The 20,627-nt window shown below is 41.9% G+C and carries 21 protein-coding genes; 14 read left to right on the top strand and 7 right to left on the bottom strand.

Translation table 11 applies throughout. The features are described from left to right. Positions 1 to 86 precede the first annotated feature (86 nt). Positions 87 to 650 carry a cation diffusion facilitator family transporter gene (locus L5B76_RS08855; protein WP_265755119.1) on the bottom strand — a complete coding sequence of 188 codons (564 nt, stop codon included), beginning with the start codon at positions 648 to 650 and terminating at the stop codon, positions 87 to 89. Positions 651 to 1,338: 688 nt separating this feature from the next. Between L5B76_RS08855 and rppH the strand changes: the two genes are divergently transcribed. The 5 genes from rppH to tadA all read left to right on the top strand — a co-directional run bounded on the left by rppH (position 1,339) and on the right by tadA (position 5,057). Then, entirely contained in the window at positions 1,339 to 1,956 is a 618-nt protein-coding gene (rppH, locus tag L5B76_RS08850) for an RNA pyrophosphohydrolase (RefSeq protein ID WP_265755118.1), read from the top strand. Further along, positions 1,956 to 2,747, top strand: a complete 792-nt coding sequence (locus L5B76_RS08845) for a sulfite exporter TauE/SafE family protein (protein WP_103854039.1) — start codon at positions 1,956 to 1,958, stop codon at positions 2,745 to 2,747. Before rppH ends, L5B76_RS08845 begins: the two co-directional genes overlap by 1 nt. Before the next feature lie 9 nt (positions 2,748 to 2,756). Next, positions 2,757 to 3,557 carry a prolipoprotein diacylglyceryl transferase gene (gene lgt / locus L5B76_RS08840; protein ID WP_265755117.1) on the top strand — a complete coding sequence of 267 codons (801 nt, stop codon included), beginning with the start codon at positions 2,757 to 2,759 and terminating at the stop codon, positions 3,555 to 3,557. A gap of 12 nt (positions 3,558 to 3,569) precedes the next feature. Then, the gene (locus L5B76_RS08835; RefSeq protein WP_265755116.1) at positions 3,570 to 4,421 is read left to right on the top strand and encodes a thymidylate synthase; all 852 of its coding nucleotides are present in this window, start codon (positions 3,570 to 3,572) and stop codon (positions 4,419 to 4,421) included. A gap of 96 nt (positions 4,422 to 4,517) precedes the next feature. Next, positions 4,518 to 5,057: a tRNA adenosine(34) deaminase TadA gene (gene tadA, locus L5B76_RS08830; protein ID WP_265755546.1), complete on the top strand. Its 540-nt coding sequence runs from the start codon at positions 4,518 to 4,520 to the stop codon at positions 5,055 to 5,057. An 80-nt stretch (positions 5,058 to 5,137) separates the two neighbouring features. On the opposite strand, the gene fbpC is transcribed toward tadA, so the two are convergent. The 4 genes from fbpC to L5B76_RS08810 are packed head-to-tail and all read right to left on the bottom strand — an operon-like array spanning position 5,138 to position 10,374. Then, positions 5,138 to 6,187, bottom strand: a complete 1,050-nt coding sequence (gene fbpC / locus L5B76_RS08825) for a ferric ABC transporter ATP-binding protein (protein WP_265755115.1) — start codon at positions 6,185 to 6,187, stop codon at positions 5,138 to 5,140. A 12-nt stretch (positions 6,188 to 6,199) separates the two neighbouring features. After that, a complete protein-coding gene (locus tag L5B76_RS08820; protein ID WP_265755114.1) occupies positions 6,200 to 8,257 on the bottom strand; it encodes an ABC transporter permease in 2,058 nt (685 codons plus the stop codon). Between the two features lie 21 nt (positions 8,258 to 8,278). Next, complete coding sequence (locus tag L5B76_RS08815; RefSeq protein WP_265755113.1) at positions 8,279 to 9,307, bottom strand: ABC transporter substrate-binding protein; 1,029 nt, start codon at positions 9,305 to 9,307, stop codon at positions 8,279 to 8,281. Positions 9,308 to 9,333: 26 nt separating this feature from the next. Further along, positions 9,334 to 10,374 carry an ABC transporter substrate-binding protein gene (locus L5B76_RS08810; protein WP_126373327.1) on the bottom strand — a complete coding sequence of 347 codons (1,041 nt, stop codon included), beginning with the start codon at positions 10,372 to 10,374 and terminating at the stop codon, positions 9,334 to 9,336. Positions 10,375 to 10,598: 224 nt separating this feature from the next. Here L5B76_RS08810 and udk point away from each other — a divergent pair, with 224 nt between their 5' ends. From udk to L5B76_RS08790, 4 genes are read left to right on the top strand one after another with little or no spacing between them, the layout of a single operon-like run. Beyond that, positions 10,599 to 11,240, top strand: coding sequence for a uridine kinase (gene udk, locus L5B76_RS08805; RefSeq protein WP_265755112.1), 642 nt, complete (start codon positions 10,599 to 10,601; stop codon positions 11,238 to 11,240). 8 nt (positions 11,241 to 11,248) lie between these two features. Further along, on the top strand, positions 11,249 to 11,833 hold the full coding sequence (dcd, locus tag L5B76_RS08800; protein ID WP_265755111.1) for a dCTP deaminase: 585 nt from the start codon (positions 11,249 to 11,251) through the stop codon (positions 11,831 to 11,833). Positions 11,834 to 11,836: 3 nt separating this feature from the next. After that, positions 11,837 to 13,135 carry a hypothetical protein gene (locus L5B76_RS08795; protein ID WP_265755110.1) on the top strand — a complete coding sequence of 433 codons (1,299 nt, stop codon included), beginning with the start codon at positions 11,837 to 11,839 and terminating at the stop codon, positions 13,133 to 13,135. 57 nt (positions 13,136 to 13,192) lie between these two features. After that, positions 13,193 to 14,377, top strand: coding sequence for a sugar transporter (locus L5B76_RS08790; protein ID WP_265755109.1), 1,185 nt, complete (start codon positions 13,193 to 13,195; stop codon positions 14,375 to 14,377). Between the two features lie 60 nt (positions 14,378 to 14,437). Here L5B76_RS08790 and L5B76_RS08785 read toward each other — a convergent pair whose 3' ends face one another. Then, positions 14,438 to 15,265 (bottom strand): pyridoxal phosphatase, encoded by an 828-nt coding sequence (locus L5B76_RS08785; protein ID WP_265755108.1) that lies wholly within the window; start codon positions 15,263 to 15,265, stop codon positions 14,438 to 14,440. A gap of 71 nt (positions 15,266 to 15,336) precedes the next feature. Next, positions 15,337 to 16,716, bottom strand: coding sequence for a cysteine--tRNA ligase (gene cysS, locus L5B76_RS08780; RefSeq protein ID WP_265755107.1), 1,380 nt, complete (start codon positions 16,714 to 16,716; stop codon positions 15,337 to 15,339). A 112-nt stretch (positions 16,717 to 16,828) separates the two neighbouring features. Between cysS and L5B76_RS08775 the strand changes: the two genes are divergently transcribed. From L5B76_RS08775 to L5B76_RS08755, 5 genes are all read left to right on the top strand, one after another. Beyond that, positions 16,829 to 17,338 carry a peptidylprolyl isomerase gene (locus L5B76_RS08775; protein WP_250351644.1) on the top strand — a complete coding sequence of 170 codons (510 nt, stop codon included), beginning with the start codon at positions 16,829 to 16,831 and terminating at the stop codon, positions 17,336 to 17,338. A gap of 93 nt (positions 17,339 to 17,431) precedes the next feature. Beyond that, positions 17,432 to 18,049, top strand: a complete 618-nt coding sequence (locus L5B76_RS08770) for an NUDIX hydrolase N-terminal domain-containing protein (protein ID WP_265755106.1) — start codon at positions 17,432 to 17,434, stop codon at positions 18,047 to 18,049. An 11-nt stretch (positions 18,050 to 18,060) separates the two neighbouring features. Then, positions 18,061 to 18,849, top strand: coding sequence for a TatD family hydrolase (locus L5B76_RS08765; protein WP_265755105.1), 789 nt, complete (start codon positions 18,061 to 18,063; stop codon positions 18,847 to 18,849). Positions 18,850 to 19,536: 687 nt separating this feature from the next. Further along, entirely contained in the window at positions 19,537 to 19,890 is a 354-nt protein-coding gene (locus L5B76_RS08760; protein ID WP_265755104.1) for a putative quinol monooxygenase, read from the top strand. Between the two features lie 365 nt (positions 19,891 to 20,255). After that, positions 20,256 to 20,570: an ArsR/SmtB family transcription factor gene (locus tag L5B76_RS08755; RefSeq protein WP_265755102.1), complete on the top strand. Its 315-nt coding sequence runs from the start codon at positions 20,256 to 20,258 to the stop codon at positions 20,568 to 20,570. Positions 20,571 to 20,627 lie beyond the last annotated feature (57 nt).

Raw genomic sequence — 20,627 nt, 5'->3', positions numbered from 1 at the left:
CCCTTATTCCCTTATATTAGGGCAGGGAGCATTTTTTAATGGGAGTGAGAATGTGGTTTTTGCTTATCTTGCTTGATGAGAATTTGCTACACAATACTCACCCCACTGCGCAAAATAAACACACTTAAAATGGCGCTGGCGACAATATCTATCCACTGAATTTGCCACAGCCACGCGCTTAGCCCCGCAATAATGGCGATAACAGAGCCAAATAAATCAGCCAAAACGTGTAAATAGGCGGCACGAATATTTAGGTTTTCGTGATCACTTTTTAGCATTAACCACGCCACAATCACATTGACCAACAGCCCCACAATCGCCACGCCTAGCATTGGTAAGGCATTAATCAGTAAAGGATTTTGCCAGCGTTCAAGGGCTTCCCATAAAATCCAAATCGCCACAATAATTAAAGAAACTGCATTGAGCAGAGCGAAATATTTTTGTGTTTTATGGCTGAAAAATAGAGCAACAAAGGCAAGCAATAAAGAAAGGCTGTCGTTTGCCATATGACCTGCGTCCGCCATTAATGTTAAGCTGTTGAAATAATAGCCGCCGAGAAATTCGATCACCATATAAGCGGTGATAATGGCAAAACTGAAAGCTAAAATGCGTTGATTTTGTGAGCCGTGATCGTGGTGGTGATGGTGCATAAATGATCCTAAATAAAAATTTGCCATAGTATAAGGTTTAACAGCTGGTAAAGGTCAAGTTTTAGGGCTAGTTTTATAAAAAATGCGAGAAAAAAGCACCGCACTTTGATCTTCGATTAATTAATAATCAGTCCTTTTTGAGCCTTTAACTCACAATGCTAAAACACTTTTTGATTACGCTATCATTTTGATTTTTAATGGTTTTATTCTTTTTTCTTATTGTGCTTATGGCAAACTTAGCATTTAATTCCCACCTATTCTGTATAAAACCACAATTTTATCCACAAAAATGCTGAATAACTCACAGTTTGGCAATAAAAGTGCGGTGAAAATCCTGATAAAAATACAGTATGATTTTTTTCTAAGCGGTAATTGGAGTAAAAAAATGCGATCTTGGATCTTGATTTTAGATCTTAATGATAAGCAAGGATCTGTTTTAACTTATTTTGAAATAAAGGATTTTTTATCCTTATACACAAATAATTTAATTTTATTCCCGCACTTTTCACAATGTTATACACAGCGTTGTGATTTTTATTCAATTTATTAACAGGTGGGAAGATTTTATTGAGTTAAATTCTGATAGAAAACCGCCTTAAAAGCGTGTTTGCGGGTTGTTAAAACCTTGAGTTTGTGAAACAATTCACCAATTCAGAATTTAAAATTTTTAAAACTAAGGTGAACGATAGTGATCGATTTCGATGGCTACCGTCCGAATGTGGGAATTGTTATTTGTAACCGTAAAGGTCAGGTTTTGTGGGCGAAACGCTATGGGCAAAACTCGTGGCAGTTTCCGCAAGGCGGCATAAATGATAATGAAACGGCTGAGCAGGCGATGTATCGTGAGCTTTTTGAAGAAGTGGGTTTAACCCGTAAAGATGTTAAATTGCTTTATGTTTCAAAACAATGGCTGCGCTATAAACTTCCTAAACGCTTATTACGCTACGACAGCAAACCAATGTGCATCGGACAAAAACAACGTTGGTTCTTATTGCAATTAGTTTCGGACGAAAAAGATATTAATATGCAAACCACCAAATCGCCAGAATTTGATGGCTGGCGTTGGGTGAGTTTTTGGTATCCTGTGCGTCAGGTTGTGCCTTTCAAAAAAGAAGTGTACCGCAAGGCAATGAAGGAATTTGCGGCGGTATTATTTAATGGAAAAAATCAGCCAAATTCCTATTCTCAAGAACAGAAATCTTCGCCAACCCATTCTGCAACAAATACGGCGAACAAACATTCTGGTAAAAAATATTCATCAGGCAAATTTCATAAACGTTCATTTCATCGAACAAGGGGGGCATAATGCTGAGCTTTTTTCTTATTTGTTTAATTGTCGGCTGTGTGGTCGGCTTTTTAGCGGGCTTATTTGGCATTGGCGGCGGGCTGATTATTGTTCCCGTGTTGGTTTATTTATTGCCAATGGTTGATGTGCCTAGCGAACTTTTGATGTCCACAGCATTGGGAACCTCTTTCGCCACCATTGTGGTAACAGGCTTTTCTTCGGCGCAACGTCATCACAAGCTCGGCAATATTGTTTGGCCTGCGGTGAAAGTGCTTGCTCCTGTGATTATGGTAACGACCTTTATTTCAGGGCTTTTTGTCGGCAATTTAGATAAAAGCGTATCAAGCAAATTATTTGCCTGCTTGGTAGTGTATCTCGCGGTGAAAATGTTGCTTTCGATTAAACCGAAAGAAGTGAAAAAAGCGCTCACTACTACCTCTTCTGTGATTGGTGGGATTCTGATTGGGATAGCCTCCAGCATTGCGGGCATTGGCGGCGGTGGTTTTATTGTGCCATTTTTGAATGGGCGTGGTATTGAAATGAAAAAAGCCATCGGCTCATCAGCATTCTGTGGAATGTTGCTTGGACTTTCAGGAATGCTAAGCTTTATTGTGGGCGGCTGGGGACAAGCAAATATGCCAAGTTATTCATTAGGTTATGTGTATTTACCTGCTGTGGTGGGGATTACGGCAACCTCATTTTTTACTTCAAAACTTGGGGCTAGCACCACAGATAAATTGCCGGTGAAAACCCTCAAACGTTATTTTGCTGTGTTATTGATCTGTATTGCGATCAATATGCTTATGAAATAAAGGAACTGTATGACTTCACAATTTTTAACTTTCCCCCAATTTGATCCTGTGATTTTCCAACTTGGCCCTGTTGCCTTGCGTTGGTATGGATTAATGTATTTAATCGGCTTTGTATTTGCGCGCTGGCTTGCGGTTCGCCGTGCTAACCGCCCAAATAGCGGCTGGACAACAGAACAAGTGGACAGCCTATTATTTAACGGTTTTCTTGGCGTATTTCTTGGTGGACGTATCGGTTATGTGATGTTCTACCAGTTCGATTATTTCTTGCAAGATCCGATGTATTTATTCCGCGTGTGGGAAGGGGGAATGTCTTTCCACGGCGGCTTAATTGGTGTGATTTTGGCAATGTTTATCACCGCAAAATTACAACATCGCGGCTTTTGGGCGACAGCAGATTTTGTTGCGCCGCTTATTCCTTTTGGCTTAGGAATGGGGCGTATTGGTAACTTTATTAATGATGAGCTTTGGGGGCGTGTAACAGACGTACCTTGGGCGGTATTGTTCCCTTCTGGCGGTTATTTACCGCGCCACCCTTCGCAACTTTACGAAGCGGTGTTAGAGGGCTTGGTGTTATTTATTATCCTTAATCTGTTTATTAAAAAGCCACGTCCAGCAGGTTCGGTGGCAGGGCTATTTTTAGTCGGCTACGGCACATTCCGTTTTATTATTGAATATTTCCGTGAGCCTGATGCGCAGCTCGGCTTATTCTTCCAACAGCACATTTCAATGGGGCAAATTCTTTCATTGCCAATGATTTTGCTCGGTGCGCTAATTATGCTGATGGCTTATAAAAGAGCGGTGAAAAAATAGGGGAAATTTACAATGCGTCAATACTTAGATTTATGCCAAAACATTATTGATAACGGCACTTGGGTGGAAAATGAACGTACTGGAAAACGTTGTTTAACCCTAATTAACGCTGATCTTACCTACAATGTGGCGGACAATGAATTTCCACTAATCACTACGCGAAAAAGCTATTGGAAAGCGGCCATTGCGGAATTCTTAGGCTATATTCGTGGCTATGACAACGCCGCAGATTTCCGCCAGCTTGGCACAAAAACGTGGGACGCCAACGCCAATGAAAATCAGGCTTGGTTGAATAATCCACACCGCAAAGGCACAGACGATATGGGGCGTGTTTACGGCGTACAAGGGCGCGCTTGGCGTAAACCTAACGGTGAAACCCTCGACCAATTGCGTAAGGTAGTGAATAACTTAACCAAAGGGCTAGACGATCGTGGCGAAATTATCACGTTTTATAACCCAGGTGAAATTGAACTCGGCTGTTTGCGCCCTTGTATGCACACCCACACCTTTTCTTTGCTGGGCGATACGCTCTATTTAACCAGCTATCAGCGTTCTTGCGATGTGCCACTCGGGCTGAATTTTAATCAAATTCAAGTGTTTACTTTCTTAGCATTAATGGCGCAGATTACAGGGAAAAAAGCAGGAATGGCGTATCATAAAATCGTCAATGCGCATATTTATGAAGATCAGCTTGAACTTATGCAAAATGTTCAACTCAAGCGTGAGCCATTGCCACTACCGAAGTTAGAAATTAATCCCGACATCAAAACCCTTGAAGATCTGGAAACTTGGGTAACAATGGACGATTTCAAGGTGATTGGCTATGAATCTCACCCTGCGATTAAATATCCTTTCTCGGTGTAAGATAAAAAGAGCAAAATGAAAAAATTGCGCCAAAAAGCACCGCACTTTATTTTCCCAATCAGCCAATTTATGGCTGATTTTTCACACGAATTACACATTGAGGGAATAAAAGTGCGGTCAGATTTTGATGAAAAAATGATGCGTTACGCCCTAAGCCTTGCCGATAAAGCGGAAGCCTTAGGGGAAATTCCTGTAGGTGCGGTGTTAGTTGATGATGAAGGAAATATTGTGGCAGAAGGCTGGAATCTATCTATTCTTCAGCACGATCCCACCGCTCACGCAGAAATTGTCGCACTCCGCCAAGCAGGACAAGTACAACAAAACTACCGCTTACTCAATACCACCCTGTACGTTACCCTTGAACCTTGCACAATGTGCGCAGGGGCGATTTTACATAGTCGAATCAAACGGTTAGTGTTCGGGGCTTATGATCTCAAAACTGGGGCAGTGGGTTCACGTTTTCATTTTTTTGATGATTATAAAATGAACCACAGCCTTGAAATTACCGGCGGTGTACTGCAAGAAGAATGTAGCCAAAAACTCAGCGCTTTCTTTCAAAAACGGCGTGAACAGAAAAAGCAGCAAAAGCTGGCGCAGAAAAGTACAGAAAATGTTCTGCAAAATAAAGTCAGATAATAAAAAGTGCGGTGGTTTTTTGCTAAATTTTCCACCGCACTTTTTTAATCGGCTGTTGTAAGCCATTGCAACGAAATGCACTATTCTTTTTTCAGTAAGAAAACCCCATAGTCAGCAAAATGCACATAGGCTTGTTTGATAGCAGGATCAAAGCTATCAGGTTGGCAATTGATGAGTAGCGATTTGCCGCCCCATTGCGCTACAATTTCCCAGTGATTGCCCATATACACCGCGCTTTGAATTTCACAGCGTTGAGCCGCATCGCCTTGCGCTGAAAGGCGTACCGCTTCAGGGCGAATGCCGACTAAACATTCTCCGTCTGGCAAACCGAAGGATTGCACATTTGGCAAGGTGAACGCATATTGATTAACCGTTATCGTGCCGTTTTCAAGTTTGCCGTCAAAGATGCTACTTTCCCCCATAAAATTCGCTAAAAACAACGAGTTAGGGTGCTGATAAAGTTCTTTCGCAGAAGCCTTTTGCATAATTTTGCCCTTGTGCATTACGATCACTTCATCAGACACGGCGAATGCTTCGCTTTGATCGTGAGTAACATAAAGGGACGTGATACCAAGGCGTTGTTGCAGCTCGCGAATTTTTTCACGCATACTACGGCGTAAATTGGCGTCAAGGTTGCTCAGTGGTTCGTCAAACAATAACACTTTGGGCTTTAGCACCAGCGCACGCGCTAAAGCGACACGTTGTTGCTGACCACCTGAGATTTGATCCACATAGCGATCTTCAAAGCCTGCCAAATCCACCAATTCCAAGGCTTCTTTAACTCGCTGTCTGCGCTCTGCTGATCCCACGCCCTGCATACGCAAACCGTAGCCCACATTATCCCCAATGGACATATGCGGAAACAGCGCATAAGACTGAAACACGATACAAATATCACGATTTTGAATGGAAGATTTAGTAACATCTTCTCCATCAATAAAAATCTGTCCTGAAGTAGGGCTTTCTAGCCCAGCCACAAGGCGTAGCACGGTGGTTTTTCCGCAACCAGATGGCCCGAGCAGGGTAACCATTGAGCCTTGTTTAATGGAAAGATTGAGATCATCGATCACCACCGCTTTACCAAAGGATTTGGTCACATTTTTTAACACTAAAAAATCATTATTCTTCATTTTTACAACCTATTAATTCATTTTTTTCGCTTTAGAACGAGCAATTCGCGTGTCGCCCACCAACCAGTCAAATAGCAAAATAATTGCCATCATTACCACGATTAAAATTGAGCCATAAGCAATGGCAACGCCGTATTCGCCGTCTTCCACGCGGTTTAGAATGTAAGAAGTGGCAACCCTTGTATCTGCGGTAACTAAGAAGACAATGGCGCTGACCGTAGTCATTGCGCGTACAAAACTGGTTACCAAAGCGGAAAGCAACGCGGGCTTAAGCAGTGGGAACACAATATACCAAATGGTTTTTAACGAGCTGCCTTTGAGTGAAAGCGAGGCTTCATCAAGGGATTTATCAAGCTGTCCTAAACCTGCCACGGCAGCACGCATACCCACAGGCATATTACGCATTACCATTGAAAGTACGATGATGATGCTTGTCCCCGTGATATAAATTGGTGCATTGTTAAAGGCAAGAATATAGGAAACCCCCGCCACCGTTCCCGGTACGGCAAAGCAAAGTAAGGTTAAAAATTCAAGGGTTTTCTTGCCTTTAAAATCACGGCGCACGGTGATGTAGGCTATCAATAAGCCAAAAATCGCTGTAATTGGAGCTGCGGTGGCGGCAAAAATCACCGTATGAATCAGTGATGGCCAAGCACCGTCACTAAAGCCTTGTCCGAATAAGGTGAGATAATGTTTAAAGGTGAAAGTGTAATCCACGCCCCAGTTCATCGTGAAGCTACCGTAGAAAATACTGCCGTATAGCACCGCATTAAACAGCATCCAGAAACCAAGGGTAAAAATAATGAAAAATTTCATCGCACTTGGCAAATCTTGCACATCACCGCGATAGGATTTGCCTGAAACGGTAACATAAGAGCGATTGCCGATCCATAAATATTGGATCACAAAAATCGCCAAAGAGAAGATCAGCAAAATACTGCCTAAGGTGCTGGCTGAAGCGTAGTCTAACTGCGAGCCTGCAATGTAGAAATAAATTTGCGAAGAAATCACATCAAAGCTACCACCTAGCACAAGTGGGGTACTAAAATCCGCCAAAGATTGGATTGCCACCACTAAAAAGGCATTGGCAAGCGCTGGTTTGAGTAGGGGGAAAATGATATTAAAAAAGGCTTGATAGCGGTTTGAGCGCAACGTATATGCCGCTTCTTCAATAGACGGGTGAATGGATTTTAACGCCCCTTCTAAAATCATAAAAGCCATTGGCGTTAGCGCAAGCGTGTGGGCGATGATAATCCCAGTAAAACCATATAACCAGTTGCTGCTAAAGCCAAAATATTCTACTAAAAACTCAGTAACATAACCTGAACGCCCAAGCATTAGGGTTACCCCTAGCCCTACCACAAAAGGCGGGGTCACAATCGGCAAAATGGAGAAAATTTTTCCGATCACGGCGGTGCGTTTGGCAATGCGTGTGGTGTAAAGAGCAAAAATCAAACCAAATAATGTGGCTAAAATGCCCACCGTAATTGCTACACTAAGGGAATTACCGATTATCCGAATGATGTAAGGTTTTTCGACAATGCTGATTACTTGGCTTGGCACAAATTCCCCGTTGTCGTAAAACATCGAGATAAAAATCGCCAAGGTGGGATACACAATAAAAAAGAAAATCAGCAAGACAATGCTAATCAGCGAGGCGATGATGAATTTATCCCCTTGCATCACCTTCATCTTTGCCAAGCCTTGAGTGGCAAGGGCAATCAGGCTCAACATTAGGACAAAAACGGAATAGCCGAGATTGAATTTTTCTATTGTGGCAGAAATAAACACAAATAGGAAAATCGCCAACACCGCCAGAAATTCTGCTATACCTTGCTGCCGTTCCCCTTTCCCTTTGAAAATGGCAGATAGAATTGGCACAAAGGCTAATGCAGCAAACCAAAACCAACTTAAATTAAAGCTCGCCCAGCCCATTGCTTCATAAATTTCATCAGGCGTGGATTCCGCCAAACCGTAATACAACGCCATAGAAGGCAAACAGATAAAGCCCAACAACGCGAGCAAAATCCAAAATAGGCTGCTATTAAACATCTGTGACAGCTTTTTCATAACATCTCCGTGAAACACCGATTATTTCGCCAATTTTACTTCATTCACCCATCTGTCAATAAGATGACGGCGTGTTTCGTTTGAACCAAATTTATCAAAATTATAATCGATCAAATTCAAATCAGCAGGTTTTAGTGCGTAAGGTGAAGGCTCGGCATTAATGTTTGTGGCAACGTGATGAGATTGCGCTTCTTTCCACGACAATTCTTGCGCTTCTTTCGACATTACCCAATCAGCAAATAATTGTGCATTTTTTAAGTTACGCGCATTTTTAATAACGCTTACGCCACCAAGCTCATAACCTGTGCCTTCGCAAGGCACGACAAGCTCAATGGGTGCACCTTGTTGTTTTTCAAAAGAATAATTTTGTAAAAAACCGATACCAATCGCAGTTTCGCCCCTTGCTGTGTTGCGTGATGGGGCTGTTCCTGCTTTTGGATATTGTGAAATATTTTGATGGATTTGTTTTAGGTAATCAAAGGCTTTATCTTCCCCCCAAAGTTGCGTGAAAGTGGCAATGGCAGTGTAAGCTGTGCCAGAACTTTGTGGATCAGCAATTTGTACTTCATTTTTTAAGCGAGGATCTAACAGATCTTTCCAGCATTTTGGTGTTTCTGTAATACCTAGTTTTTTTAACCGTTCTGTATTAACGCCAAAACCTAAAACGCCCATATAAATAATAGAACTTTTTCCATTGCCAAGTTTTTGGAATTGTGTCATCACTTCATTGCGTTTCGGGAAATCATAAGACGCAATTAAGCCTAATTCGCCTGCTTGGAGGTGGGTATCAAAAGGGCCGCCAACCCAAACATCTGCTTGAGGATTATTTTTCTCAGCTTCCATTTTGGCAAGGGTACTGCCAGAGCTATTACGAATAAAGGAAGTTTTTACATTGTATTTTTTCGCAAATCCTTGCACTGCCTTTTCGCATACAATATTCTGCGCGCTGCAATAAACCACCAATCGCCCTTCAGCGAAAGCCATATTAGAAAGACTTAGTCCTGCTAATAATAGACTAGATAAAATTAGATTGGACGTTACTTTTTTCATTACCCACCTCACTATGACAAAACTATTTATTGCGCCAATTTCACTTCATTAACCCATTTGTTAATCAAGCGTTTGCGTTCTTCTGATGCACCGTATTTCTCAAAATCATAATTGATGAGATTAAGTTTGGTTGGATCAAACGCCGTAGGAGATTGTTCGGCGGTGGTGTTGGTCAGCGTTTGGAAAGCACGGCCTTTTTTCCACGCTAATTCTTGGCCTTCTTTTGATAATGCCCAATCCACGAATAATTTGGCGTTGTCTAAGTTACGCGCGCCTTTTAAGATACTCACACCACCAAGTTCATAACCAGTGCCTTCGCAAGGCACGACTAATTCAATTGGCGCGCCCTGTTGTTTTTCAAGGGCGTAATCGTGTAGGAAGCCAATCCCAACTGTGGTTTCACCTCTGGCTGTGTTGCGTGAAGGCGTGATGCCCGATTTAGTATATTGAGAAATGTTCGGGTGAAGTTGTTTGAAGAAATCAAAAGTTTGATCTTCGCCCCATAATTGCACAAAGGTAGCAATGGCGGTGTACGCGGTGCCTGAGCTTTGTGGATCGGCCACTTGAATTTCGCCTTTTAAACGTGGATCGGTTAAGTCTTTCCAGCATTTTGGCACCTCTGTAATACCTAATTTTTTTAAGCGTTCAGTGTTTACCCCAAAGCCTAAAATCCCCATATAAATGGCGGAGGTGTAGTTGCCTTTAACTTTAGCAGGATCTTGGAATCTTGGCATAATTTGATCGACATTTGGCGAGCGGTAGGCTTCTAATAAACCAAGTTCGCCGGCTTGAGATTGTGGATCGAGCGTGCCGCCATACCACACGTCAGCTTGTGGATTTTTCTTTTCCGCTTCAATTTTCGCAAAGGTGCTGCCTGAACCATTACGGATAAAAGACGTTTTCACATCATATTTTTTGCCGAAGGCTTGGGTTTCAGCTTCACACATTTCATTTGTGGCGCTGCAATATACCACCAAGCGTCCTTTGGCTTGCGCTTGCATACTGAAGATTAAGGCAGAAGTGGCAAGTGCGGTGGAAATTGCGAGAGAAATTGCTTTACATTTCATTGTGGTACTCCTTATGGTTTGGCGCAAAATCGCCTAGATCATTGATTAATCTCAATTAAATGAGCCTAATCCTATCCGAATGGAGTAAAAAATGCTGTGAACCACTTCACAAAATGGAAGATTCCTTTCGTTTTATTTCATTAAAAGGGGGAAACTATTATTAAAAAACAAAATTTTTCTTTATAATTCTACAATCACTGTAACTCGTCTAGTTGAGCCATATTATGTCAGACCAAGATTGCATTATTATCGCTATCGCAGGGGCTTCCGCCTCAGGAAAAAGCCTTATTGCCTCCACCATTCATAAAGAACTTCGTGATGAACTCAGTTGCGCAGACATTGGCATTATTTCCGAAGATAGCTACTACAAAGATCAAACCCACCTTGCTTTTGAAGAACGCATTAAAACCAATTATGACCACCCAAATTCAATGGATCGCGATTTGTTGCTACAACATTTGCGCGCCTTAAAAGCGGGGCAAGCGGTGGATATTCCCGTTTATAGCTATGTGGAACACACACGCACGGGCGAAACCACCCATTTCAAACCGAAAAAAGTGATTATTTTAGAAGGCATTTTGTTGCTCACGGACGAACGCATTCGCCAAGAAGCGAGTATTTCAGTATTCGTGGATACGCCGTTAGATATTTGTTTTATCCGCCGTTTAAAACGTGATATGGAAGAGCGTGGGCGTTCTTTGCAATCAGTGGTGGATCAATATCGTGCTACTGTGCGCCCTATGTTCTTACAATTTATCGAGCCGTCTAAACAATATGCCGATATTGTTGTCCCACGCGGTGGGAAAAACCGTATTGCAATCAATATGTTAAAAGCACAAATTAGACACCTGCTGAAAAGCAAATAGGGGGCAAAATGAGATTGTGTGATACCGACATTGAACGTTATTTAGATGAAGGCATTATCAGCTTAACGCCGCGCCCAGACAACGACAAAATCAATGGCGCGACCGTTGATGTGCGTTTGGGCAATTCTTTCCGTGTGTTTCGTGAGCATACCGCACCTTACATTGATTTAAGCGGACCTAAAGAAGAAGTTTCTGCGCAACTTGAGGCGGTAATGAGCGATGAAATTTTGATCTCAGATGGCGAAGCCTTTTTCCTTCATCCCGGTGAATTGGCACTTGCCACCACCTTTGAGGCGGTATCCTTGCCTGCTAATATTATCGGTTGGCTAGATGGGCGCTCTTCCCTTGCGCGATTAGGCTTAATGGTACACGTTACGGCACACCGTATCGATCCGGGTTGGAATGGGCGTATTGTATTAGAATTTTACAATTCAGGAAAACTTCCCTTAGCATTACGTCCTAAAATGGTGATTGGCGCACTCAGTTTTGAAGTACTGAGTGGTGAGGCGAGCCGTCCTTATAACCGTCGTCAAGATGCCAAATATAAAGATCAACAAAATGCGGTGGCCAGCCGTATTGATAAGGATAAATAAACAATGAAAAAGAAAGCACTATGGCTAATCGCACTGTTGTGCGTGGGGCTGTGTTTTCTTTTTTGGCAGAAATCCCGCTTAACAGCGCAGCTTTCGGAACGCCTTGCGCAACAGCATATCCAAGTGGCAAAAGTGGAAAGCCAGCTTTTCCCCGCCCAACTATCCTTACATAACGTTAAGTTCCAACAAAAAGCGCGGTGGTTTTTTTTCGAAAAAATTACCTTTGATGTCAGCCTAATCGCATTGCTGAGTGGTAATGTTCAAATCCAGCAAATTGAGTTAGAAAAAGGTTACGGCTCGGATATATCTTGGCAAGAGATAAATTTAACTGTAAAAACTACCGCACTTTCTTGGCAAGATATTTTTGCGCTATCTTCTTTGTGGCAAACAAATGAAGTTCCCATCCTAGCCAAGCCGCTAGCTTTTAGATTTTTACTGAATGCAAAAAACTCAAAGGTGCAGCTTAACTTGCAAGGTGTAGTTGGTATAGACAGACAATATGCTCGTTTCACTCAATTTTCAGGGCTATGGAAATTTTGGCAACCTTTATATGGTGATGTGGAAAATATAGCATTTCAGCTCGAGCAAGGTGATATCAATCTGAAAAATAGCCCGTATCAGATTGATTTTAGACATTTAATCATTAATCAAACTCCCTTTTCACAAGGCAAAATTCTGCTTGAATTTCAACCGCACTTTATCAATGGCAAACTTGCTTTAGCAGCGCAAGGAAATGTGGATTTTCAATTTGAGCAACAACCTGATCGCGTGGAATTTTCCGCACAAAATATCGCCATAGAACAATGGCTTGCCTTGTTTAAGTTGCCTGTGCTAGCAACGGGGCAGGCGCAATTAAAAGGGGAAGTGGCACTTGTTGATATGCAAATCGAGAAAGGGCAAGCCAGTTTACAAATCGCGAATGGTAAGGTGAAAAACGTGAATTTGTTAGCCATTGTGGCACAACGTTTACCGATTAATTATGATGCGGAACAATTGCAAAATATGGATTCCCCCTTTGAACAGCTTAATGCGCAATTAATCTGGGATCAGCAAAAAATGCAATGGCAGAATTTACAATTGCGCGATCCTTATTTTCAACTCGTGGGTGAAGGCACGGTAGAGCAAGCCAGCCAACAATGTGATTTTCTCGTTAATCTCAATTTGCGTGAGAAAAAATATCAAAACTTCCGCTTGCCGTTACATTTTTTCGGTGATTGCCATTCGCCGCAATATAAAATTGAGTCCACTCAAGGCTTAAAAAAACAACTCAAAGATTTATTCAAACAACGCTTTTCTCGCTGAGCAAAATCTAAACTTCTGTGCTAGAATAGCCAGCTTTTTTGCTAACCCTAATTTAAAATGTTATCTCCCAAAATTGTTCGCCGTGTGAAATTATGGCGTGTTATTTGTATGGCGTTTTCCGCCTTTATTTTCAACACGACTGAATTTATTCCTGTGGCGTTGCTTTCTGATATTGCCGAAAGTTTCCAAATGCCAGTCAGCCAAACTGGACTAATGATCACCATTTATGCGTGGATTGTTTCCTTGCTCTCCTTGCCTTTTATGCTGCTCACCGCCAAATTAGAACGACGTAGTTTGTTGATTAAGTTGTTTATGCTCTTTATTGTGAGCCATATTTTGTCTTGCGTGGCGTGGAATTTCCAAGTGTTGCTGATTTCTCGTATTGGTATTGCCATTTCTCATTCGGTATTTTGGGCGATCACCGCTTCGCTCACCGTTCGCCTTGCGCCAAAAGATAAAAAAGCACAAGCGCTCGGTTTGTTAGCAATGGGCAGTGCCTTGGCGATGGTGTTAGGCTTGCCCTTAGGGCGTATTATCGGGCAATGGCTTGGCTGGCGTACCACCTTTGGCGTGATTGGCGTAGTAGCGTTTATCGTGTTGATTTTTCTATATAAATTATTACCGCACTTAGTGAGCAAAAACGCCGGCACATTAAAAAGTGTCCCGCTATTATTCAAACGTCCGCTGTTGGTGGGGTTATTTGTTCTCACCGCCATTGTGATTTCCGCTCATTTCACTGCATACAGTTATGTTGAACCTTTTATGATTCAAGAAGTGAGCATCGCCCCAACGGAAACCACCTTGATTTTATTGCTGTTTGGCTGCGCAGGAATGATCGCCAGTATGCTATTTAGTCGTTTTCACCGCTTTGGACCAGCAAAATTTCTGCTGATTGCAATGAGCAGTCTGGCTCTTTCACTCTTTGCTTTAGCGCTATTAAAAGGCCATTCCGCCTTTACTTATCCGTTGGTGCTATTGTGGGGCATTGGCATTGCAGGCATTGGTTTGAGTTTGCAAATCCGCATTTTACAACTCGCACCAGATGCCACGGATGTCGCAATGGCGATTTTCTCAGGCATTTATAATATCGGCATTGGTGGCGGTGCATTGCTCGGCAATCAAGTAATGCAACATTTAGGGTTGCCTTATATTGGAATGGTTGGCGGTATTTTTGCCTTGGTTAGCATTATGCTGTTTTTGGCGATTCATTTTAAATACCGCTATTTGCCTATTTCACGCTAATTTATTGGTAAGAAATAGGCATTTTATCTATTTTGTATATTGAAAAGTGCGGTGAAAAAATTACAGATTTTTATCTGCAAACTGCACTTTTAAGACTTCTGCAATGCCAGCTTCATCATTGCTTGTGGTGGTGAGCTTGGCTTGATGTTTTACTTCATCTTCCGCATTGCCCATCGCCACGCCTAATCCCACAGCAGTGAGCATACTGATGTCATTGTGGTTATCGCCAAACGCAATCACTTGCTGCGGTGAAATTTGCCATTGATTTAATAGTTCTAGCAATCTTGCCCCTTTGGTATTGCCAGCGTTGGCTATGTCCACACGATCCACCCAAGACCATTCACAGCTAAATTGCTCAATCGGCAATTCTGCCACCACTTGGTTCATAATGTCTTTGTTTTGGGCGCTAATCACGCACTTCCAGATTGGCTTGTCGTGATCGATCACATCTTGAATGCTTTCGACTTTTCGCACTAAAGGACGGACATTCTCAGGGCAACTGGCCACCCATTTCAGAAATTTTTCCATATGCGGATTGAGCTCAGCATAATTCATCGCATTGCGAGAATACATTAATAAATGGCAATGGTGCTTGGTTGCCGTATCATAAATTTGCTGCGCTTGTTGTTGCGAAAGTGGATTGGCAGCCAGCACCTTGTCATTTTGCACATCATAAACATAGGTGCCGTTGCAACAAATAATCGGCGTGGTTAAACCCAGCTCCACATAATAAGGAATCACCGCCGTATGATGTCGCCCTGTTACCAACAATACTTTAACGCCTTGCTGTTGCAACTTAGCGATCGCCTGTTTATTTTCCGCAAGAATCTGCCCTTGTGAATTGAGCAATGTGCCATCTAAATCAAAAGCGACTGCTTGGTAGTTCATTTTTTTATCCTTTTATTTTTTGAGTTTGTTAGATAAAAATATCGCAGGCCATTTACCTGCGATATGTTTGTTTACTGCTTCCGCCAAGTCGTGCCATTTGCACCGTCTTCTAACACAATGCCCATTGCGTTGAGCTGATTGCGGGCTTCATCAGCAGCGGCCCAGTTTTTGGCAGCGCGGGCTTCGTTGCGTTGTTTGATTAAGGCTTCGATTTTTGCCACTTCATCATCGTCAGCACCTGCTTGTAAGAAACTTTCAGGATCTTGTTGTAATAAGCCTAAAATATCGCCTAATTCACGCAAACGTGCAGCAAGTTGATTTGCTTTGGTTTTATCTTCGCCTTTTAATTTATTGATTTCACGCGCCATTTCAAATAGTACAGAAATGGCATTTGGCGTATTGAAATCATCGTCCATCGCCTCTTTAAATTGGGCGACAAATTCTTCACCGCCTTGTGGAGCGACTGTGGCATCGGTGTCGCGTAATGCGGTATATAAACGCTCTAATGCGCCTTGCGCAAGGTTAAGGTTTTCTTCGCTGTAATTGAGTTGGCTACGATAATGGGCAGTGAGCAAGAAATAACGCACCACTTCGCCGTTATAGTGATTTAACACGTCGCGAATGGTGAAGAAATTGCCGAGAGATTTCGACATTTTTTCTTTGTCCACCATTATCATTCCTGAATGAATCCAATAGTTCACATAGTCGCCATCGTGAGCGCAGCAAGATTGGGCAATTTCGTTTTCGTGGTGCGGGAACATTAAATCCGAGCCACCGCCGTGAATATCAAAATGATCGCCAAGTTGCTTGCTGTTCATTGCGGAACATTCGATATGCCAGCCCGGACGGCCTTTTCCCCAAGGGGAATCCCAGCTTGGTTCATTCGGTTTAGACATTTTCCATAACACGAAATCCATCGGGTTTTTCTTAATTTCTGAAATTTCAATTCTTGCCCCGGCTTGTAATTGAGTGAGATCTTGGCGAGAAAGTTTGCCATATTGTGGGAAACTTTCTATATCGAACATCACATCGCCATTTTCTGCCACATAAGCGTGGCCACGTTGAATTAATTTTTCAACAATATCAATAATTTCAGGAATATGATGGGTGGCTCTTGGTTCAATATTTGGGCGTAAAATGTTGAGCGCATCAAAATCACGATACATTTCAGCGACCATTCGATCCACTAATTGCTCACAGGTTTCTTTGTTTTCTAATGCGCGTTTAATGATCTTGTCATCCACATCGGTAATGTTGCGTACATAAGTGAGATCGTAACCCAAATAGCGTAAATAACGTGCAATCACATCAAAACAAACAAAAGTGCGTCCGTGTCCGATATGGCATAAATCATAAACGGTAACACCGCACACATACATTCCCACTTTATTGGCTTCAATGGGAGTAAAAATTTCTTTCTCTCGGCTTAATGTATTGAAAATTTTTAGCATTTGTTTGTTTCTCTTGAAATGATGAATTAGACAAAATAAATGAGCTGGAATTATACCGCACTTTTATGAAATAATAACCGCCTTTATCAGTTAGAGGAATATAACGATGACAATGGTTACTTTACACACCAATTTGGGTGATATCAAACTTACTTTAAATAGCGAAAAAGCGCCACTTACCAGCGAAAATTTTTTAACCTATTGTAAAAATGGGTTTTATGATAACACAATTTTCCACCGTGTTATTAACGGCTTTATGATCCAAGGTGGTGGAATGGAAGCGGGAATGAAGGAAAAAAATACCAATGCGCCTATCAAAAACGAAGCCAATAACGGTTTAAGCAATAAACGTGGGACTATCGCAATGGCTCGCACTTCTGATCCGCATTCTGCAACAGCACAGTTTTTTATTAATGTAGCAGATAATACGTTCTTGGATTACCGTTCTAAACAAATGTTTGGCAAAGAAGTGGTACAAGATTGGGGCTATGCCGTATTTGGTGAAGTCGTGGACGGTATGGATGTCGTAGATAAAATCAAAGGTGTAAAAACCGGCAATAAAGGCTTCCACCAAGATGTTCCTGTGGACGATATTGTCATTCAGTCTGTTACAGTGGAATAAGATTGACGAAATAAAAGGAGGCTTGCCTCCTTTTAAAATAACTAAAATTTTTACCGCACTTGATTTTTACTATCTTCTCTAAGGAAGCGTACGATGCAAAATGAAAAATGGTTGCAATGGATAATCGAATTGCAAGGCTTGGCACAAGCTGGCTTATTTTATTCTGAAAACAAATTTGATTTAGAACGCTTTCAACGGATTAGAGAAATTAGCGCTGAAATGTTGCAAGCCCAATCTAATTTACCTTTAGCGCGTGTTACCCAGTTATTTTGCAATGAAAATGGTTATCAAACGCCAAAAATTGATACTAGAGCGGCAATTTTTCAAGATAACCAAATTCTATTGGTACAAGAAGAAAATGGCTTGTGGGCGCTTCCCGGCGGTTGGTGTGATGTGGTTGCCACCGTCAAAGAAAATGTGCTGAAAGAAGTAAAGGAAGAAGCAGGGCTAGATGCCATAGCCGAGTTTGTTATTGCCTTGCAAGATCATACTAAAAATAACCCTCCTGCGTTGGCGCATAATGTATGTAAAGTGTTCATTTATTGCCGTGCTATAGGGGGAGAATTTAAACCAAATAGCGAAACCTTAGCCAGTGGTTATTTTTCCTTACAGAATTTACCACCTTTGGCAACGGGCAAAACAACAGAAGCACAAATAAAAATGTGTTTTGAAGCACATCACGCCAAACATTGGCAGACCATTTTTGATTAACAGGAATTTTCGTGCCATTTTTTGATACTCACACTCATCTTGATTATTTATTGGCTAGCACTCAACAGCCTTTGGCGGAACTGATTGAAGAAAGCCAACAAGCTGGCGTTGAGAAAATGTTAGTGGTGGCAGTGCAAGCAGAAGATTTTAATAATATTGAAAAACTCACCGCACTTTATCCTAAACAGCTTTATTATGGCTTGGGTTTACATCCATTATATATTGCTCGGCATCGCTTAGCAGATTTAGACCTATTGGCGCAGCGGCTTGCTCAGCGTTCTAACAATCTGACCGCGGTAGCTGAAATTGGCTTAGAAAAAGGCGTGCCTGAGCTATTAACGCCTGCATTATGGCAAAAACAATGCGAATTTTTAGAAGCTCAACTTCATTTAGCGAAAGACAATCAATTACCAGTGAATTTACATTCACGCAAATCTCATGAGGATCTTTATCGTTTTTTAAAAAATGCCCAACTTAGCATTACGGGTGTGGTACACGGTTTCTCAGGTAGTTATGAACAAGCCAAACGCTTTGTCGATTTAGGCTATAAAATTGGCGTAGGCGGTGTGATTACCTATGCACGTGCGAACAAAACTCGTGAAACTATTAAACGTCTGCCTTTAGATAGCTTATTGCTCGAAACTGACAGCCCGGATATGCCCGTGTCAGGCTTTCAAGGACAACCAAACCGACCAATGCGCATACGAGAAACGTTCAAGGTATTATGCGAATTAAGGTCGGAAAGCCCTGATGAGATTGAAGCGCAGATTTGGGGGAATAGTGTTGGGGTATTTGGATGATTGTTGTTTTTAGTTGGGATTGATGACGGATTTCGCCGTTGGCGACTTCCTTGCTTTTGTTTAGCCGAATGGAGAAAAGTAAAGTTTTTGTTTTATCGTCAAATCGCTTTTCTCTTTGTAGTTAAGAACGAGTTTCGCTCATTGAGCGACCTACTTTCTTTTGCTTGCTCAAAAGAAAGTAGGCAAAGAAAAAAGCCCCGACTAAATTGCTGATCTTCATTTTTAACAAATTTTCTTAACGAAAAGTAAGCCCATACTCGCTACGCTGCGTTTAGGCGTTACTTTTCTAAAAATTTGTTAAAAATGAAGGCAATTTACACGGGAAATTATGATACGCTTTCATAGGTTGTACCTACAGTTCCCCTCTTTAGTAAAGAGGGGGTAGGGGAGATTTGTTCTTAACTTTACCACCTACGAGCCGTAGGTGGTTAGATAGCACAGCCACGCCGTGGCTATGCGAAGGAATTTTATTAGTACCTTCTAAAACCTCAAAAAATCCCACCGCACTTTAAAATTCGCCTTAACCGAATTTCCCCGTCCAAACCGCCCGAATGGAGATAAAATTTTTAGAAAAATCACGCCGAGCGAGAGCGAAGCGAACATCAGGCTGATTTTTCGTTAAGAAAATTTTATTGGAATGAGGAAAAGCGGTTTGATCGGGGTTCCCTTTTCTTTGCTTTCTTTCTTTTGGGTAAGCAAAAGAAAGGAAGTCGCCAACGGCAAACCATGCAGACCAATTTGGTGAAAGTCCGCGTCAAACCCGAGTATCAAAGCGAGTTTGCCCAAATCGTAAAAAATGAAATGCAAATCGCGATGGACAAAGAAAACGGCGTTTGGCTGATGGCGGCAGGCACGGAGAAAAATGCCCCGAATCATTGGCTATTTTTTGAAATCTATGCCGATGCCAAAGCCTATGAACAACACCGGCAAACCCCGCATTTTCAGGAGTATTTAAGCAAAACAGCACAGATGGTGGCAGAAAAAGAAATACTGAAGATTAGAGTAGAAGTGGTGGGGAATCAGGGTGGTTTTCGCTATTAAAAGGCCGTCTGAAAGATTTCAGGCAGATTTTTTAAAATATCTTTTAAAGAATTGTTTCATGATAAAAAAGAGTAAATAATTGTTCATCTCGCAACAATCAATGAAATAAGGAAAATCATCATGGCATTTCAGCCCAAGCTGATGGTATCGCTAATGTGATGTCCGCTTCTTGGGTATGTGCATTACCGAATCGGCAAAGGGCTAATTGTTGAAGAATAAGCTGTCATTACAGATGGCATCAGGGGGCAATAATGGGCTAGGTTAAAAGTGTAGTAGTTTTTTCGTTCACTTTTAGCAAGCTACATATTGACAAATCTAGTTTTGTAGATTAAAATACCCTTGATTTTTGATGGCCAAGGATAAAGATGACAACAACGATAGAAACCCTAAAAGCTCTCTCCAATGAAAGCCGTTTGCAAATGTTGCAATGGCTCAAATCGCCTCACGCCTATTTCACTTCAGCAGAATTTTCCTCAGAAGCCATTGATGCTGATGGTGGGGTATGTGTGCAGGCGGTGGTGATTAAAAGTGGCTTGGCTCAATCGGTAGTGTCGTCTTATTTAAATAGCTTGAAAAATGCGGGCTTGTTGGAGATGAAACGCACGGGGAAGTGGACGTATTATCGCTACAACACTCAAGCCGTGGCGGATTTTCTCCAGCAATTAGCAACGATTTTATAATCACTGCGCAAACAGTGGGGTGATGAATCCGCTACACCAGCGCCGACAGGCGTTTTT

The sequence above is a fragment of the Avibacterium sp. 21-594 genome, from assembly GCF_026226815.1.
Classification (GTDB): Bacteria; Pseudomonadota; Gammaproteobacteria; order Enterobacterales; family Pasteurellaceae; genus Avibacterium; species Avibacterium avium.
The sequence above is the reverse complement of the archived record's forward strand: the minus strand, read 5'-3'. Positions and strand labels throughout refer to the sequence as shown.

Bases quoted from the DNA above. Each gene is read 5' to 3' on its own strand.
- L5B76_RS08815 (WP_265755113.1), bottom strand. From the start codon at position 9,307: ATGAAAAAAGTAACGTCCAATCTAATTTTATCTAGTCTATTATTAGCA.
- L5B76_RS08770 (WP_265755106.1), top strand. From the start codon at position 17,432: ATGCAAAATGAAAAATGGTTGCAATGGATAATCGAATTGCAAGGCTTG.
- L5B76_RS08775 (WP_250351644.1), top strand. From the start codon at position 16,829: ATGGTTACTTTACACACCAATTTGGGTGATATCAAACTTACTTTAAAT.
- L5B76_RS08835 (WP_265755116.1), top strand. From the start codon at position 3,570: ATGCGTCAATACTTAGATTTATGCCAAAACATTATTGATAACGGCACT.
- L5B76_RS08855 (WP_265755119.1), bottom strand. From the start codon at position 650: ATGCACCATCACCACCACGATCACGGCTCACAAAATCAACGCATTTTA.
- udk (WP_265755112.1), top strand. From the start codon at position 10,599: ATGTCAGACCAAGATTGCATTATTATCGCTATCGCAGGGGCTTCCGCC.
- L5B76_RS08845 (WP_103854039.1), top strand. From the start codon at position 1,956: ATGCTGAGCTTTTTTCTTATTTGTTTAATTGTCGGCTGTGTGGTCGGC.
- L5B76_RS08755 (WP_265755102.1), top strand. From the start codon at position 20,256: ATGACAACAACGATAGAAACCCTAAAAGCTCTCTCCAATGAAAGCCGT.
- L5B76_RS08790 (WP_265755109.1), top strand. From the start codon at position 13,193: ATGTTATCTCCCAAAATTGTTCGCCGTGTGAAATTATGGCGTGTTATT.
- L5B76_RS08820 (WP_265755114.1), bottom strand. From the start codon at position 8,257: ATGAAAAAGCTGTCACAGATGTTTAATAGCAGCCTATTTTGGATTTTG.
- cysS (WP_265755107.1), bottom strand. From the start codon at position 16,716: ATGCTAAAAATTTTCAATACATTAAGCCGAGAGAAAGAAATTTTTACT.
- fbpC (WP_265755115.1), bottom strand. From the start codon at position 6,187: ATGAAGAATAATGATTTTTTAGTGTTAAAAAATGTGACCAAATCCTTT.
- dcd (WP_265755111.1), top strand. From the start codon at position 11,249: ATGAGATTGTGTGATACCGACATTGAACGTTATTTAGATGAAGGCATT.
- lgt (WP_265755117.1), top strand. From the start codon at position 2,757: ATGACTTCACAATTTTTAACTTTCCCCCAATTTGATCCTGTGATTTTC.
- L5B76_RS08785 (WP_265755108.1), bottom strand. From the start codon at position 15,265: ATGAACTACCAAGCAGTCGCTTTTGATTTAGATGGCACATTGCTCAAT.
- L5B76_RS08810 (WP_126373327.1), bottom strand. From the start codon at position 10,374: ATGAAATGTAAAGCAATTTCTCTCGCAATTTCCACCGCACTTGCCACT.
- L5B76_RS08795 (WP_265755110.1), top strand. From the start codon at position 11,837: ATGAAAAAGAAAGCACTATGGCTAATCGCACTGTTGTGCGTGGGGCTG.